15 protein-coding genes and 3 pseudogenes are annotated in these 13,378 nt (G+C 62.2%); 7 read left to right on the forward strand and 11 right to left on the reverse strand.

What is annotated here, in order from left to right:
- Nucleotides 1-2 precede the first annotated feature (2 nt).
- Nucleotides 3-914: a LysR substrate-binding domain-containing protein gene (locus tag KYK29_RS07135; RefSeq protein ID WP_254690200.1), complete on the reverse strand. Its 912-nt coding sequence runs from the start codon at nucleotides 912-914 to the stop codon at nucleotides 3-5.
- A gap of 106 nt (nucleotides 915-1,020) precedes the next feature.
- On the opposite strand from KYK29_RS07135, the gene KYK29_RS07140 reads away from it, so the two are divergent.
- Both KYK29_RS07140 and KYK29_RS07145 read left to right on the forward strand, forming a co-directional pair.
- Nucleotides 1,021-1,725, forward strand: a complete 705-nt coding sequence (locus KYK29_RS07140) for an SDR family oxidoreductase (RefSeq protein ID WP_254690201.1) — start codon at nucleotides 1,021-1,023, stop codon at nucleotides 1,723-1,725.
- A gap of 4 nt (nucleotides 1,726-1,729) precedes the next feature.
- Nucleotides 1,730-2,668 (forward strand): DMT family transporter, encoded by a 939-nt coding sequence (locus KYK29_RS07145; protein WP_254690202.1) that lies wholly within the window; start codon nucleotides 1,730-1,732, stop codon nucleotides 2,666-2,668.
- A 223-nt stretch (nucleotides 2,669-2,891) separates the two neighbouring features.
- Here KYK29_RS07145 and KYK29_RS07150 read toward each other — a convergent pair.
- The 7 genes and pseudogenes from KYK29_RS07150 to KYK29_RS07180 form a co-directional block, all read right to left on the reverse strand.
- Nucleotides 2,892-3,077: pseudogene (locus tag KYK29_RS07150) on the reverse strand (SulP family inorganic anion transporter); the annotation flags it as partial.
- A gap of 136 nt (nucleotides 3,078-3,213) precedes the next feature.
- Complete coding sequence (locus KYK29_RS07155; RefSeq protein ID WP_254690203.1) at nucleotides 3,214-3,657, reverse strand: DUF6691 family protein; 444 nt, start codon at nucleotides 3,655-3,657, stop codon at nucleotides 3,214-3,216.
- Complete coding sequence (locus KYK29_RS07160) at nucleotides 3,657-4,085, reverse strand: YeeE/YedE family protein (RefSeq protein WP_254690204.1); 429 nt, start codon at nucleotides 4,083-4,085, stop codon at nucleotides 3,657-3,659. The genes KYK29_RS07155 and KYK29_RS07160 overlap by 1 nt, the downstream gene beginning before the upstream one ends.
- Nucleotides 4,082-4,222: a YgaP family membrane protein gene (locus KYK29_RS07165; RefSeq protein WP_254690205.1), complete on the reverse strand. Its 141-nt coding sequence runs from the start codon at nucleotides 4,220-4,222 to the stop codon at nucleotides 4,082-4,084. Before KYK29_RS07165 ends, KYK29_RS07160 begins: the two co-directional genes overlap by 4 nt.
- A 16-nt stretch (nucleotides 4,223-4,238) precedes the next feature.
- On the reverse strand, nucleotides 4,239-4,553 hold the full coding sequence (locus KYK29_RS07170) for an ArsR/SmtB family transcription factor (RefSeq protein ID WP_254690206.1): 315 nt from the start codon (nucleotides 4,551-4,553) through the stop codon (nucleotides 4,239-4,241).
- Nucleotides 4,553-5,437 (reverse strand): MBL fold metallo-hydrolase, encoded by an 885-nt coding sequence (locus KYK29_RS07175; protein ID WP_254690207.1) that lies wholly within the window; start codon nucleotides 5,435-5,437, stop codon nucleotides 4,553-4,555. The genes KYK29_RS07170 and KYK29_RS07175 overlap by 1 nt, the downstream gene beginning before the upstream one ends.
- Before the next feature lie 190 nt (nucleotides 5,438-5,627).
- Nucleotides 5,628-5,948: an ArsR/SmtB family transcription factor gene (locus KYK29_RS07180; RefSeq protein WP_254690208.1), complete on the reverse strand. Its 321-nt coding sequence runs from the start codon at nucleotides 5,946-5,948 to the stop codon at nucleotides 5,628-5,630.
- Nucleotides 5,949-6,044: 96 nt separating this feature from the next.
- Between KYK29_RS07180 and KYK29_RS07185 the strand changes: the two genes are divergently transcribed.
- Entirely contained in the window at nucleotides 6,045-6,239 is a 195-nt protein-coding gene (locus KYK29_RS07185; protein ID WP_254690209.1) for a hypothetical protein, read from the forward strand.
- A gap of 219 nt (nucleotides 6,240-6,458) precedes the next feature.
- Here the strand turns inward: KYK29_RS07185 and KYK29_RS07190 are convergent, their stop codons facing one another.
- Both KYK29_RS07190 and KYK29_RS07195 read right to left on the reverse strand, forming a co-directional pair.
- Entirely contained in the window at nucleotides 6,459-7,400 is a 942-nt protein-coding gene (locus KYK29_RS07190; protein ID WP_254690210.1) for a choline ABC transporter substrate-binding protein, read from the reverse strand.
- 66 nt (nucleotides 7,401-7,466) lie between these two features.
- Entirely contained in the window at nucleotides 7,467-9,137 is a 1,671-nt protein-coding gene (locus KYK29_RS07195) for a choline dehydrogenase (protein ID WP_254690211.1), read from the reverse strand.
- Nucleotides 9,138-9,346: 209 nt separating this feature from the next.
- On the opposite strand from KYK29_RS07195, the gene KYK29_RS07200 reads away from it, so the two are divergent.
- Both KYK29_RS07200 and KYK29_RS07205 read left to right on the forward strand, forming a co-directional pair.
- A complete protein-coding gene (locus tag KYK29_RS07200) occupies nucleotides 9,347-9,937 on the forward strand; it encodes a TetR/AcrR family transcriptional regulator (protein ID WP_254690212.1) in 591 nt (196 codons plus the stop codon).
- 192 nt (nucleotides 9,938-10,129) lie between these two features.
- Nucleotides 10,130-10,381, forward strand: a pseudogene (locus tag KYK29_RS07205) (IS481 family transposase); the annotation flags it as partial.
- Between the two features lie 83 nt (nucleotides 10,382-10,464).
- Here KYK29_RS07205 and KYK29_RS07210 read toward each other — a convergent pair.
- Nucleotides 10,465-10,614: pseudogene (locus KYK29_RS07210) on the reverse strand (transposase); the annotation flags it as partial.
- 391 nt (nucleotides 10,615-11,005) lie between these two features.
- On the opposite strand from KYK29_RS07210, the gene KYK29_RS07215 reads away from it, so the two are divergent.
- Nucleotides 11,006-12,367, forward strand: a complete 1,362-nt coding sequence (locus KYK29_RS07215) for an LLM class flavin-dependent oxidoreductase (protein ID WP_254690213.1) — start codon at nucleotides 11,006-11,008, stop codon at nucleotides 12,365-12,367.
- Nucleotides 12,368-12,383: 16 nt separating this feature from the next.
- The gene (locus KYK29_RS07220; protein ID WP_254690214.1) at nucleotides 12,384-13,376 is read left to right on the forward strand and encodes a flavin reductase; all 993 of its coding nucleotides are present in this window, start codon (nucleotides 12,384-12,386) and stop codon (nucleotides 13,374-13,376) included.
- Nucleotides 13,377-13,378 lie beyond the last annotated feature (2 nt).

Genomic DNA, 13,378 nt, shown 5'->3' on the forward strand with positions numbered 1-13,378 from the left:
TATCAGGCGTCGTCCGCAGGAGTAGCGGCGGCATGATCTGCAGGAAGCGGCAGCCGCGTTGCGCACCACGTCCATACGGCCTCAACCGCCTTCCTCGGCGGCGGCGATCGCTTGCGGACCAGAAAATAGTCGGGCTCCCGGAAGATTGTCGCCTCCGTCACTTGCACCAGACGCCCAGCTTCGAGATCGGCCGCGACGAACGCGCGGCAAGCCAGAGCGACACCTTGACCCGCCAGGGCGGCGTCCAGTGCCAAGGTCGTCTGGTTGAAAACGGCGCCGGGCAACTTGCCGGCGGCTTGTAAGAATCTTGGCCACTGATCATGTGCGTCGTGGAGAAGCGGCAGGTTCTGAAGTTGCTCGACCGTCAGCGGGAGGCTCATATCCCTGACCAGATGTGGACTGGCGACCGCAATCAGTTCCTGACGAAACAGCAACCTTGCCTCCAGGCTCGCCGGAAACGGCGTACGGCTCAGGCGAACCGCAATGTCCACCTGGTCGCGATCGAAGTCGGAGAGCGCCTCGGTCGCTACCGTACGCAACTCTATGCCCGGCAAAGCGGCGGACAATTCGGCGAGGCGCGGGATCAGCAGCTTTGCGGCGACGGTCGGGGTGACGCTGATCGTCACCGCTTCCGGCCTGGTGAGAAGCCGTCCGGTCGCCTCGCCCAGCATGTCGAAGGCGCGTGTCACGTCGGCGAGATAGGCGGCGCCCTGCGAGGTCAGGGCAAGGCCGCGCTGCAACCGCTGAAACAGCGCGACGCCAAGCTGGTCCTCGAGCGCGCGAACCTGCTGCGCCACGGCTCCCTGCGTTACGCCCAGTTCGTCGGCGGCCGCGCGGAAGCTCAGCCTGCGACCGGAGACTTCGAAAGCGCGCATGGCATTCAGCGGCGGGAGGGTTCGGCGTGTGGAGCGCATAAGATCTGCCTGTAGCTTTCCTACAGTCTGACAGGTTTCTTTCTGGCGCGAAAGCCTATCCGATTTCTGGCATAACGCCCGCAAAGTTCAACCGCAGGAGGCTTCGATGTCAGGAGAAAAAGTTGCAATCGTTGTGGCCGGCGGCAGCGGCATGGGTGCAGCGGCGGCGCGGCGGCTGGCTGCAGATGGCTTCAAGGTCGCGATCCTTTCGTCCTCCGGCAAGGGCGAGGCGCTGGCCAAGGAACTTGGCGGCTTCGGCGTGACCGGCTCGAACCAGTCCAATGACGATCTGAAGCGCCTCGTTGACGGCACGCTCGAACGCTGGGGCCGCATCGACGTGCTGGTCAACAGCGCCGGCCACGGCCCGCGCAAGCAAATCCTCGAAATCACCGATGAGGACTGGCACGCCGGGTTCGATACCTATTTCCTGAATGTGGTGCGGCCGGCGCGTCTGGTTACGCCCGTCATGCAGAAGCAGAAGGGCGGCGTCATCGTCAATATCTCGACGACCTGGGCCTTCGAGCCGAGCGCGATGTTCCCGACCTCGGTCGTCGCCCGTGCTGGGCTCGCCTCCTTCACGAAGATCTTCGCCGACGAATACGCCGCCGACAATATCCGCATGAACAACGTGCTGCCCGGTTGGATCGACAGCCTCCCGGCGACCGAAGAGCGTCGCGACGGTGTCCCCTTGAAGCGCTATGGCACGTCCGATGAGATCGCGGCGACGATATCTTTCCTCGCGTCCGATGGCGCGGCCTATATCACTGGGCAGAATATCCGGGTCGACGGTGGCGTCACCCGCGCCGTGTGATCCCATGAAGAAAACTGCCTGGCTCGCGTTCTGCTTCCTCGGCTTCATCTGGGGAAGCAACTTCATCTTCGTCAAATGGGCGGCGGAATACATTACGCCCGCGCAGATCACACTGCTGCGCGTCGTTTTCGGTTTCCTGCCGGTCTTCCTCTTCGCGCTGCTGCGGGGGGAATTGCGGTGGCGCCATGCCCGCCATGCCCATCATTTCGTGGTCATGGCGCTGGTGGCGACCGCCCTTTATTATTTCGCCTTCGCCAAGGGCACGGCCTTGCTGCCGTCGAGCATCGCCGGAATGCTGAGCGGGGCGATCCCGCTGTTCACCTTCGTCTGCGCCTTCCTGTTCCTGCACGAGGAACGCATCACGACAACAAAGGCGATCAGCGTTGCCCTCGGCTTTGTCGGCGTGTTGCTGATCGCCCGGCCGTGGTCGGCTGGCGGCGAAATCGATATTGCCGGTGTCGTCTGGATGATCGCAGGCGCGCTCAGCGTCGGATGTTCCTTCGTCTATGCCAGGAAATTCGTCAGCCCGCTGAAGCTGCCGGCTGCCGCTTTGACGACTTACCAGATTGGCATCGCCATGCTCCTGCTGTTCATGGTGATCCCGGTCGAGGGGGTCGGCGCGGTCTTTGCCGATAATCGGGCCTGGATCGGCCTTGTCATCGGTCTCGGCCTCTGCGGAACCGGCCTCGCCTATGTCGCCTATTATCACATCGTCGAAAACCTTGGCGCACTCGCAGCCTCGAGCGTGACCTACATTCCGCCCGTCGTGGCGCTGGTGATCGGCGTCGTTTTCGTGGGCGAGGCGATCCAGCCGCTGGGCTATCTGGCGATGTGCCTCATTCTCGCGGGAGTCGCTCTGCTTCAGTTCGGGTCGCGCGCGATCGCATCGCCAGCCAAGGCCGATATCGGTCACGGCATGGCTCCATCCAGGAGAGCCACATGAACAAGGCTGGTCTTTGCAAGCGCGTCGTCACCATTATGCCCGTGTTGACGACGGTCTCAACGACCTCTGGTCTCAGCGCCGTTCAGAAGTCTTCGATGCGTTGAGCTGATACGAGTACGTCATCGAAGACTGGCGGCTTCAAATGGAGCGTCGTACAGCGCTGGTCGTCCAGCCGTACAGCGAAGTCCCCGGCCTGTGCAGGTACCATCAGTCCGCCCTGCCCCAGCGCGACGATGATCGTGGCGGCGAGCGTCGCCTGCGGCAGGCTGGCCAGCAACGGGGTCAGGAATAGCGCCGCCGGCGCGATGCCGATGGCGGTGAACACGCCGGCCGCAGGCGTCTGCGCGCCCGCGTCGAAATTGACGACCGAGCGGGCAAAGCCGCCGGTGACCGGATAGCCGGATGAAAGGCCAACATGGCATAGGCCAGCGATTGCGGGATCAGTATGATGGTGACGATCACCGCCGCCAGCAGGTCGCTGGTCAGCACCGTGCCGTCATAGGTTTTCACCCATTGGAGGAAAGGAAAATGGCGTACGGTTCTGGTCAGGCGGTGTCGGCGGCCGTGCGTACGGCCATGGCGTGACGGGTAAGCCGCGCCACCGCGATGCCGCCGATCATGGAGCCGACGAACAGCCAAGCGTCGCCATGGCCGAGGCCAAGCGCGGGAATGGCTCCGCCCGGGCAGAAGCCGGTGATGCCCCAGCCGATGCCGAAAACGGCCGCGCCGGCGACGAGCGGGACATCCAGATCGCGGCGCGTCGGCAGATGGAACAGGCGATCGAAGATCGGCGCTCCGCGCCTCAGCACGAAAGCGTAACCGATTGCGGTGACGATCAGCGCGCCGCCCATGACGAAGGCGAGCGACGGGTCCCATGTGCCGGCGAAGTCGAAGAAGTTCAGAACTTTCGCCGGGTTGGCCATGCCCGAAAGCGCGATGCCGGAGCCGAAGATCAGCCCGATGAGGAGAGCGGAAACAATACGAGCCATTACAAGCCTCCGATGAGGTGACGGACGACGAAGACGGTGGCGGCGGTCGAGGCCATGAAGGTGAACGTCGCGACGATCGAGCGTGGCGAAAGCCGCGCCATGCCGCAGACGCCATGGCCGGACGTGCAGCCCGAGCCGAAAGTGACGCCGACGCCGACGGTCAGCCCGCCGGCGACCAGCCAGGGCGCAGGCGTGGGACTTTCAAAGGGAATTGCATACCCGGTCGACATGACGATCAGCGCCGGTGCGCCGATGGCTCCGGCAAGGAACGCCGCCCGCCAGCCCCAGTCATTGGAAAACGGCGGCACGATTCCGGACAGGATTCCGGTCATTCCGGCGACGCGGCCGTGAAACGCCATCAGCAGGACGGCGGCAAGGCCGATCAGGCTGCCGCCGAACAGCGACAGAAACGGAGTGAATTCGGTCATTTATCGGTTGTCCTCGATGTCGAGAGATTGAAAATCCTGTAAGCAGGGCAGAAGCGGACGACGCCCGTCACTGCGAGCACCAGCCCGACGATGACGAGGCGGGCGACGTGGTCGGGCGTTCCGACGTTGATCTTCATAGCAGTCTCCTTTGCTCTACTTGCAGAACAGATCGTGCATGGTGTGGACGAAGGTTTCGACACGAGGGTCGGCGAGCCGGTAGAACACCTGCTTGCCTTCCTTGCGTCCGACGATCAGCCCCGCCCCACGCAGTTCGGCAAGCTGCTGCGACAGGCCGGGCTGACGAATGCCAAGACCGTCCTCGAGCGCGCGCACCGACTGCTCGCTCTCGACAAGGGCGCAGGCGACCAGCAGGCGGTCGGGGTTGGAGAGCTTCTTGAGGAAGGCGGAAGCGTCGCCGACCTTGTCTCTCAGTTCCCTTGCTTCGTCCGAAAGCAGCATCGTTTTCATCAGTCGTCCCAGGCGGCGCCTTCCAGCAGGTTCAGTGGAATCTTGATGTAGCGCCGGCCATTGTCCTCGGGCTCGGGCAGCCTTCCGGCATTGGTGTTGATCTGGAGGGCGTGCAGGATCAACTTGGGCATGGGCAGCGTCTCGTCGCGCGCCTGGCGTGCAGCGACGAACGCCGCCTCGGCCTTGTGAACCGACATATGGATGTTGTTCGCCTTCTGCTCGGCGACGGTCGATTCCCACATCGGCTCCCTCCCACCGGGCCCATAGTCGTGGCCGGTGAAGATGCGGGTCTCGTCGGGCAAGGCGAGGATAGCCTGGATCGACGTCCAGAGCTGGCTGGCGCTGCCGCCGGGGAAATCGGCGCGGGCCGTGCCGCTATCGGGCATGAACAGCGTGTCGTGGACGAAGGCGGCATCGCCGATGACATAGGTGATCGAGGCCAGCGTGTGGCCGGGCGAGAACATCACCCTGGCGTCGATATCGCCGACCCTGAACGTCTCGCCATCGGCGAAGAGCTTGTCCCACTGGGAGCCGTCGGCCGGGAAATCGGGCCAGTTGTAGAAATCCTTCCACAGCGTCTGGACCTCGACGACCTTCTCGCCGATCGCCGTCGGCGCGCCGGTCCTCTCCTTGAGATAGGCGGCAGCGGAAAAATGGTCGGCATGCGGGTGGGTGTCGAGAATCCACTCGACCGCATAGCCCTTGCCGGCGATGAATTTGAGGATGGTGTCGGCATGGACCGTGGCGGTCGCCGCCGATTTCTCGTCATAGTCGAGCACCGGGTCGACGATCGCGCATTTCCCCGTTTCCGGATCGGCGACGACATACTGGATCGACCCCGTGCGCTGATCGTAGAAGCCGGTGACTTCAGGCCTGACTCGCATGGAATTTTCCTCTTGCTCTTTTTCGAGGGCGTCCAACGGATAATTTCGATTGCGTTTATTTGAAAGCATTATTTCGTACTTAACAAGTAGCAGGAGTTGCGTCAGCGGCCGCCCGCTATCCTTCGCACCGCCGCCCGCGCCACTGCCATTGGCGTCTGACGGGCGGCGTCGCCAGGCGTGGCTTTCGGGGTCAGGTGTCGGGCGCGCAGTAATGGGTATAGAGCACGCTCACGACCTGACGCGCGATATCGGCTTCGATGCGGTACCAGATCGTCTGTCCATCACGGCGGCCGGCGATGATGCCATCGCGGCGCAGCAGCGCCAGATGCTGCGAAACCGTCGAATCGCGAATGCCGAGAAATTCAGCGAGCTGGCCGACGGACTTCTCCCCATCGACGAGGTGACACAGGATCATCAGGCGATGCTGGCTCGACAGTGCCTTCATCAGTTCGCTCGCCCGATCGACGGCGGCGCGCATCGCGTTTGCGTCCATTTCTGTTTTAATAATCATATTTGCGTATCTACGCCATTACGTATATTTTGTCAACAGAACCTTCCACCATATCGATAGTAGCGGGAGACAGGCTGCTTGCGGAGTATCGAACCTATGATGCGCAATCGCGAGATTGTTTGCCCGGGATGCGCGGCGGTCAATCGGACGCCCGCCGACAAGCCGGCCGGTGCGGGAAAGCGCGGCAGATGCGGCAACGCTCTCTTCAACGGCAGGCCGCTCGACGCCGACGCCGCCATGTTCGAGCATCAGACCCGTCGCCCCGCCGTTCCGATGCTGGTCACAGCCTGACAACTCAGACGCTCATCAGGGCACGGGGCTAATGTCATCCAGCGCGCACGATCTTGAGCAATCCCGGCGATCGATCGGATTCAAGCCGTCCACCTCGAATGGCGACGGTGAAGCGCAGCATATTTTATGTGGGCGGCAAAGGGAGCCGCGAACCGGCGCTCGACGTCCAAGTGCAATAAGTCTCCGGGGCATCTCTGCCCCGGAGCGGGCAGGGAAATCTCACCCCTGAAGGGCGCTTTCGACGGCTTCCAGCGCCGGCTTGCCATCGAACGTCGTCACGCCATCGAGCCAGGGCTTGATCACATCCGGATGAGCCTTGAGCCAGGCGGCGGCAGCTTCCTTCGGGTCCGCTCCCTGGTTCAGGATCGCATCCATGATCTCGTTTTCCATCGTGAGCGTGAACTTCAGATTTTGAAGGAAGCGGCTGGCATTGGGGCAGTCCGCAACGAAGCCGGTGCGAATGTTGGTAAAGACCGTCGCGCCGCCGTAATTCGGACCGAACGTGGCATCGCCTCCGCTCAGATAGGCTATGTCGTATTTGGTGTTCATCGGATGCGGCTCCCATCCGAGGAAAACGATCCAGGCGTCCTCGTTGATCTGACGATCGACCTGCGTGAGCATGCCTTGCTCCGAGGATTCGACGAGCTCCCATCCCTTCAAGCCGAACTCGTTCTTGTCGATCATGGCCTGGATCATGGTGTTGCCCGTGCTTCCGGGCTCGATGCCGTAGATCTTGCGTTCGAATTTCTCGGCGAATTTTGCAAGGTCGGCAAAATCCTTCACCCCCGCGTCGAATGCCGCCTTCGGAACCGCGAGCGTATATTTCGCGCCTTCCAGGTTGGGGCCGATCACGACGATCGACTTGTCCTCGATATAGGGCTTGCGATCCTGCACCATGGCGGGCTCCCAATCACCGAGATAGACGTCGACTTCGCTGTTCTTCAAGCTTGCATAGGTCACGGGGATGGAGAGCATGATGCTGCTCGGCTCATATCCGAGCGATTCGAGGATGATCGACGAAATCGACGTCGTCGACGTGATATCGGTCCAGCCGACATCGGAGAAGCGGACCTGTCTGCAACTCTCAGGCTCCGCGGCGTGCAATGCGGACGGCATCAAAGGAAGCAGGCTGACGCCGGCGGCTAGAAGAAATTTCAGCATTTCGGTTCCCTCTCTTTTTGAGCTTGGCATGCGCAACGACGAAGGCAGCGAACGAGAACGATCGTCTCAGGCGACCTGCTTCTCGTCGAAGAAGAAGAGCGGACGTTCCGGGTCGAGGGCCGGACGCCCGAGGATGCTGTCGGCGGCCTTCTCGGCGATCATGATGACGGTGGCATTGAGGTTCGAACTGATCACGTTCGGCATGACCGAGGCATCGACGACCCGAAGCCCGTCCACCCCCCTCACCTTGAGATCCGTGTCGACCACGGCGAGATCATCGCTTCCCATTCGGCACGAGCAGCTTGGGTGGAACTCCGTCTCGCTGACGCCCTGGACGAAACGCAGGATGTCATCGCGCGAGGTCACCGCCGGCCCGGGCAGCAATTCCTCGCCCAGGAACGCTCGCAGCGCGGGCTGGTTGACGATGTCGCGCGCCATCATCACCCCGTCGACGAGCTCTCGCCTGTCTTTCTCGCTTTGCAGGAAATTGAAGACGATCCTCGGAGCCCTTGCCGGATCCGCACTCGCAAGCTCGATGTGCCCCCGCGCATCCTGCCGGAGCTGGCTCACATGCATCTGGAACCCCTGCATGAGCCGGATCTCGTTGTCGACATAGCGCATCGCCACAGGGGCGAAATGGTACTGGATGTTCGGAGCCGGGAGTCCCGCTTCCGTCCGCACGAGCCCCCCGGCCTCCCAGATGTTTGAAGCCACCGGACCCCGTCGGTCGAGAAGCCAGCGCGCACCGACGGCCGCCTTGACGAACGGATTGGCCAGATGCTTCAGACTGACATTCCTGCGGCAGCTCCACTGCATCACCAGATCGATGTGGTCCTGAAGGTTCCTGCCGACGCCGGGAAGGTCGGCCTGGACGTCAAGGCCCATGCCCCGAAGCGCCTCGCTCGGGCCGACACCCGACAGCAGCAGCAATTGCGGCGAATTGATCGCCCCGCCACTCAGGAGGATCTCGCGGTCCGCGTGAACGACATACTGTCGGCCGCGGTGACGCACGATGATCGATCTGGCCCGCCCGCCCTCGATGGCGACCTTCTCGACCAGCGCTTCGGTCACGATCGTCAGGTTCGGCCGGTTGGCCGCGGGATGGAGGTAGGCGACGGCGGCGGAACAGCGGCGGCCGTTCCATTTCGTGCTGTCGTAGCGACCGAGACCTTCCGGTTTGTAGCCGTTGAGATCGTCCGAGGTTCCGATGCCGGCCTCTTCCCCAGAAGCGACGAATGCGTCGTACAATATGTTGGTCGATGCGCCCTTGCTCACGCCGAGCGGACCCGAGCCGCCATGCCAGGGATTTTCTCCCCGCTGGTTGCGCTCGGCCTTCTTGAAATAGGGCAGGCAATGGGCGTAGTCCCATGCCGGCAAGCCGAACTCCGCCGCCCAACGGTCGTAATCGGACGGATGTCCCCTCAGATAGACCATGGAATTGATCGAGGAACTGCCGCCGAGCACCTTGCCGCGCGGAACCGGAATCTGCCGGCCATGCATTTCTTCTTCCGGCGCGCTCGCGTAATTCCAGTTGAGCTTCGGATCGTTCCAGACCTTGTAGACGCCGGCGGGCATGTGGATGAACAGGCTGCGGTCACGGCCGCCGGCTTCGAGCACCAGGACCCGGAGGTCAGCATCGGCCGAGAGCCGGTTTGCCAGCACGCAGCCGGCCGAGCCCGCGCCGACCACAATGTAGTCGTAGCTGCCTTCCAGCGGATTGCCGCCAAAACTGACCATGCGCTTCTCCCTTCCGAGGGGCAAGCAATCCCGCTCCGAAGCCGCGAATTGCACGGCCGGATAGAAGGGACGCCGGAAGATAACAATCGTTATCTATTTGCATAACGATTGTTATCTTCTTCGTCAACAGATTGCCGCGCAATAGGCGTTGGCTCCCGCTGCCGCAGGCTCTATTCAGGAGACGTAGGACAAACGATGACGGGTGCGGGATGCGGCAGGCAAGTAAGAGCGGGCGGACGAAGGAGGACGACCCGGTCGTGCGGATCGTCGAAGCCGTATGCGACGTCATCGCGGACGAAGGCGTCGGCAATCTCAGCCTGCGCAAGGTCGCGGAGAAGGCCGGGGCGACCATCGGACTGATCACCCACCATTTTCCCAACAGGGCGGCGATGGTGAAGGCGGCCGTCGAATATGCCTGGGAGAAGGCGAAGAAGCAGATCAAATGGCCCACGACGGTGAACGAGGCCGAAATCATCGCATGCCTGGAAGCCTTCCTGCCACTGGAGCAGCCCCGTCGGCGCGAGCTCTCCGTCTGGCTGGCATTCTGGGCACTCACCCAGACCTCTGCAGAGCTTCAGGAGATCCACCGGGGCATCCATACCTTCATGCGCGACAAGCACGTCCGCTGGATCCGGCTGATGGGGTATTCCCTCGAAGACGCCCGTCGCATCGCCGACGGCCTTCTCCTGCAATGCGACGGCATTCTTGTCTATGCGCTTCTGGACGAGCCCTATTGGACGCCGGACCGCCAGCGCGCCATCGTCGCCGACGCCGTAGGCAAGGTCCTGCGCCCGGCCTAGAACAAGGAATGGAAGAAAGACTGGCGGACTGAGCTCTTGAAGGAGCTCGAACCGCCGGCCTCTGCGCCTCGCTGGCTAAACCGCTGATTTCTTGTGAGATCTGCGACATAAGCCCTTCAAACCTCCTAGGTGTATAGTCCCGGACTGTAATGGTGCATCATTAATCCTGAGTCGTCAGGATGAGGATGCCTTGTGGGAAGTATTCTTCACGGCAGCGCCCGTACGACGCCGCGTCTTCGAGCCGAACTCCAAGCGTCGCAAGAAAGCACCCGGTCCCTTGCCGCCCGCTACGGCCTGAATCCGAAGACGGTGGCCAAATGGCGCAAGCGGACCACGACGGCCGATGCGCCGATGGGACCCAAGTCCCCCAGGAGCACGGTGCTGACACCAGCCGAGGAAGCCATCGTCGTGGCTTTCCGGCATAATGTTTCATGGCTGCTTCCTTCCTTCAGCTTTCGACAGCCAGACATGTGAGCCCTCTTTCAGCTCGAAGGGAAGCGGCCGCAAATTACCCGATGACTCATTGATCAGAGCCAGAAGATGACGGCGGGGCGATGCAGATGGCCGAGAAGAAGGTATGGGCGCATCGGTCGTAGCGGGTTGCGATGCGCCGCCAGTCCTTGAGCTTGGCGAATAGATTCGACCTTGTGGCGCTGGCGATAGAGTGCTGTGTCATAGGCGTAGGTGTTGCCGCGTAGCTCCTCTTGGAGGTCGTTTATGAGGAGGTCGATATGCGATCCCGATCCTCAAGCCGCCCCAGCTCCTCACGGACGGCCGGCCCCGGCCGAAGCAAAAATCACCGTCTTTACTCGCAGCATTCATTCACGCGGGCGCAGCGCCCGCGACAGGTCCGTCAGCTTGGGCAGAATCGTTTAAAGCAGGATACCAGAAAGATGTTGCACGATCGACGTTAGCGTAAGCAGAGCTTATCGTTCACGGCAGATTTTTCGACATTTACAACGCTTTCGTAAAATAGGACTTTGCTCAAAGAAGAAGCAAATCCAGTGAGAGTGGGGTGATCTCAACTTGTCGCTGCGTCATGCTTCGCATCGACAAAGAGGTGTCCACATGAGCAAAAAGCAGATGAAGCTTGGTCTTTCCATGCGGTACATGGGGTATCATGTCGGCGCATGGCGGCACCCGGATACCGTCAAGGGCGGCAACTCGCTTCTCCAGTCCTTCCTCGGTGTGGCCCGGACGGCCGAGCGTGCCAAATTCGACATGCTCTTCCTTGCCGACGGTATCGGCGTGCGCCTGGATGACAAGCCGAAAGGCTCGCTCTGCCGCTCGCACCACAATGTCGAGCTGGAGCCGCTGACGCTGCTTTCAGCGCTGGCGGCCCTGACGCAAAACATCGGCCTGGTCGCCACCGCCTCGACGACCTACAACGAGCCGTTCCACATCGCCCGCAAATATGGCTCGCTGGATCAGATCAGCGGCGGGCGCGCTGCCTGGAACGTCGTCACCTCCTGGTCGGACCAGGAGGCGTGGAACTTTTCGATGAGCAAGCAGCTCGACTATGAGACCCGCTACGAGCGCGCGGCGGAGTTCGTCGATGTCGTCACCGGGCTCTGGGATAGCTGGGACGAGGATGCATTCGTCATCGACAAGGAGTCGGGCGTCTTCTTCGACGACAGCAAGATGCATGTGCTTGACCATGTCGGCAAGCATTTCTCCGTCCGCGGCCCGCTCAGCGTCCGCCGCTCGCCGCAGGGCCGGCCGATCCTCGTGCAGGCCGGGGTTTCCGAGCCGGGCCAGCAGATTGCCGCGAAATTTTGCGACATGGTATTCATGGCCAAGAACGATCTCACATCGGCGCAGGATTACTATGCGTCCGTCAAGAACCGTCTCGAGGGATATGGGCGCAAGCGAAGCGATCTCCTGATGATGCTCGGCCTGACGCCGATCGTCGGCCGCACCCGTGAAGAGGCGCAGGAGAAATACGAGCAGTTGGAATCGCTGATCGACCCGATCGTCGGCCTGCAGTTGCTCTACCGGTCCTTCGGCGATCTGTCCCATCTGCCACTCGATGGCCCCGTGCCGAAGCCCGATTTCGACAAGGTCGGCCTCAAGAGCAGCGCCCAGATGTATTACGATCTGGCCCAGAAGCAGAACCTGACGATCCGCCAGCTCTACAAGAAGCTCGGCATGGCGCAGGAACACAAGACCGTGGTTGGCACCGCGAAAGACGTCGCCGACGAGATGGAGAGCTGGTTCAACGCGGGCGCCGCCGACGGCTTCAACATCACGCCCGCCGTTCTTCCGCAAGGCATCGACGATTTCGTCGCGCTGGTGCTGCCGGAACTGCGCAAGCGCGGCCTGTTCCGCGAGGAATACGAGGGCCGGACGTTGCGGGAAAATCTCGGCCTGCCCGTTCCGGCAAGCCGTTACGAGCAGCCGGCCACCACCAAGAAGCTGATGGTAGGCTGAGGTCGAGGAGGCGGACATGCAAGCCATAGCCACGTCAAGCGTCAACGCCATCGACGTCAATCTACCGGCCGAGGAAGGCGATCCCGCCGCCGATGCGCGCCTGTTCCGGCGCTGCCTCGGGCAATACGGGACAGGCATTGCCATTATCACCGGCGAAAGCGACGGCCGGCGCGCCGCCGTGACGGTCAACTCCTTCTCGTCGGTCTCGCTCGATCCGCCGCTCATCCTCTGGTCGATCGCCCGTACCTCTCGCAGCTTTCCGATCTTTACCGGCGGCGGGCGCTTCGCCGTCAACATTCTGTCTTCCCAGCAGATGGACGTCTCCCGTCATTTTTCTAGCAAGATCGAGGACAAGTTCGCCGACAGCGCCTGGTCGCCGGGCGCCTATGGCACGCCGCTGATCGACGGCTGCTTGGCACATCTTGAATGCGAAACACATTCGCTGGTCGAGGGCGGCGACCATGTCATCGTCATCGGCCTCGTCAAGCGCGCCAGCCGGTTCGAGGGCACGCCGCTGCTGTTTTCGCAGGGGCAGTACAGCATCGCGGAATCCCATCCAGAGACGTCGCCGACCCCGGAAGCCAGCGGCGCCATGCCGGACACGACATCGGAGGGCACCATCGTCTCGCAGATATTCGAGGTGCATAACCTGCTGTCCTCGGTCTTCGACGAGCATCGGCGGGCGGAAGGCGTCGATATCTCGGTCGCCCGCGTCCTCGCCTGCCTTTACGATGCGGACGGCCTGAAGGCCGATCAACTGGCGGCGGCAACCTATCTCGGCCAGCGGGATACAGAAGACGCCGTTGCCGAACTTTCGCGTCGGTCGCTGCTGACCAACACGGGCGGAAGCCTGTCGCTCACGCCCGCCGGCCGGCAGGTCCGGGAGGCGATCAAACGGCGCTGGCAGGACTTCCAGCAGGCACAGATCGCGGGTATTCCCGAAGCCGATCTCAAGAGCACGATCCGGACACTGTCGAAGCTGATCGATCAAAACAAAACGATGCAATAATC

This window comes from Shinella daejeonensis, assembly GCF_024281235.1.
Taxonomy (GTDB): Bacteria; Pseudomonadota; Alphaproteobacteria; order Rhizobiales; family Rhizobiaceae; genus Shinella; species Shinella daejeonensis.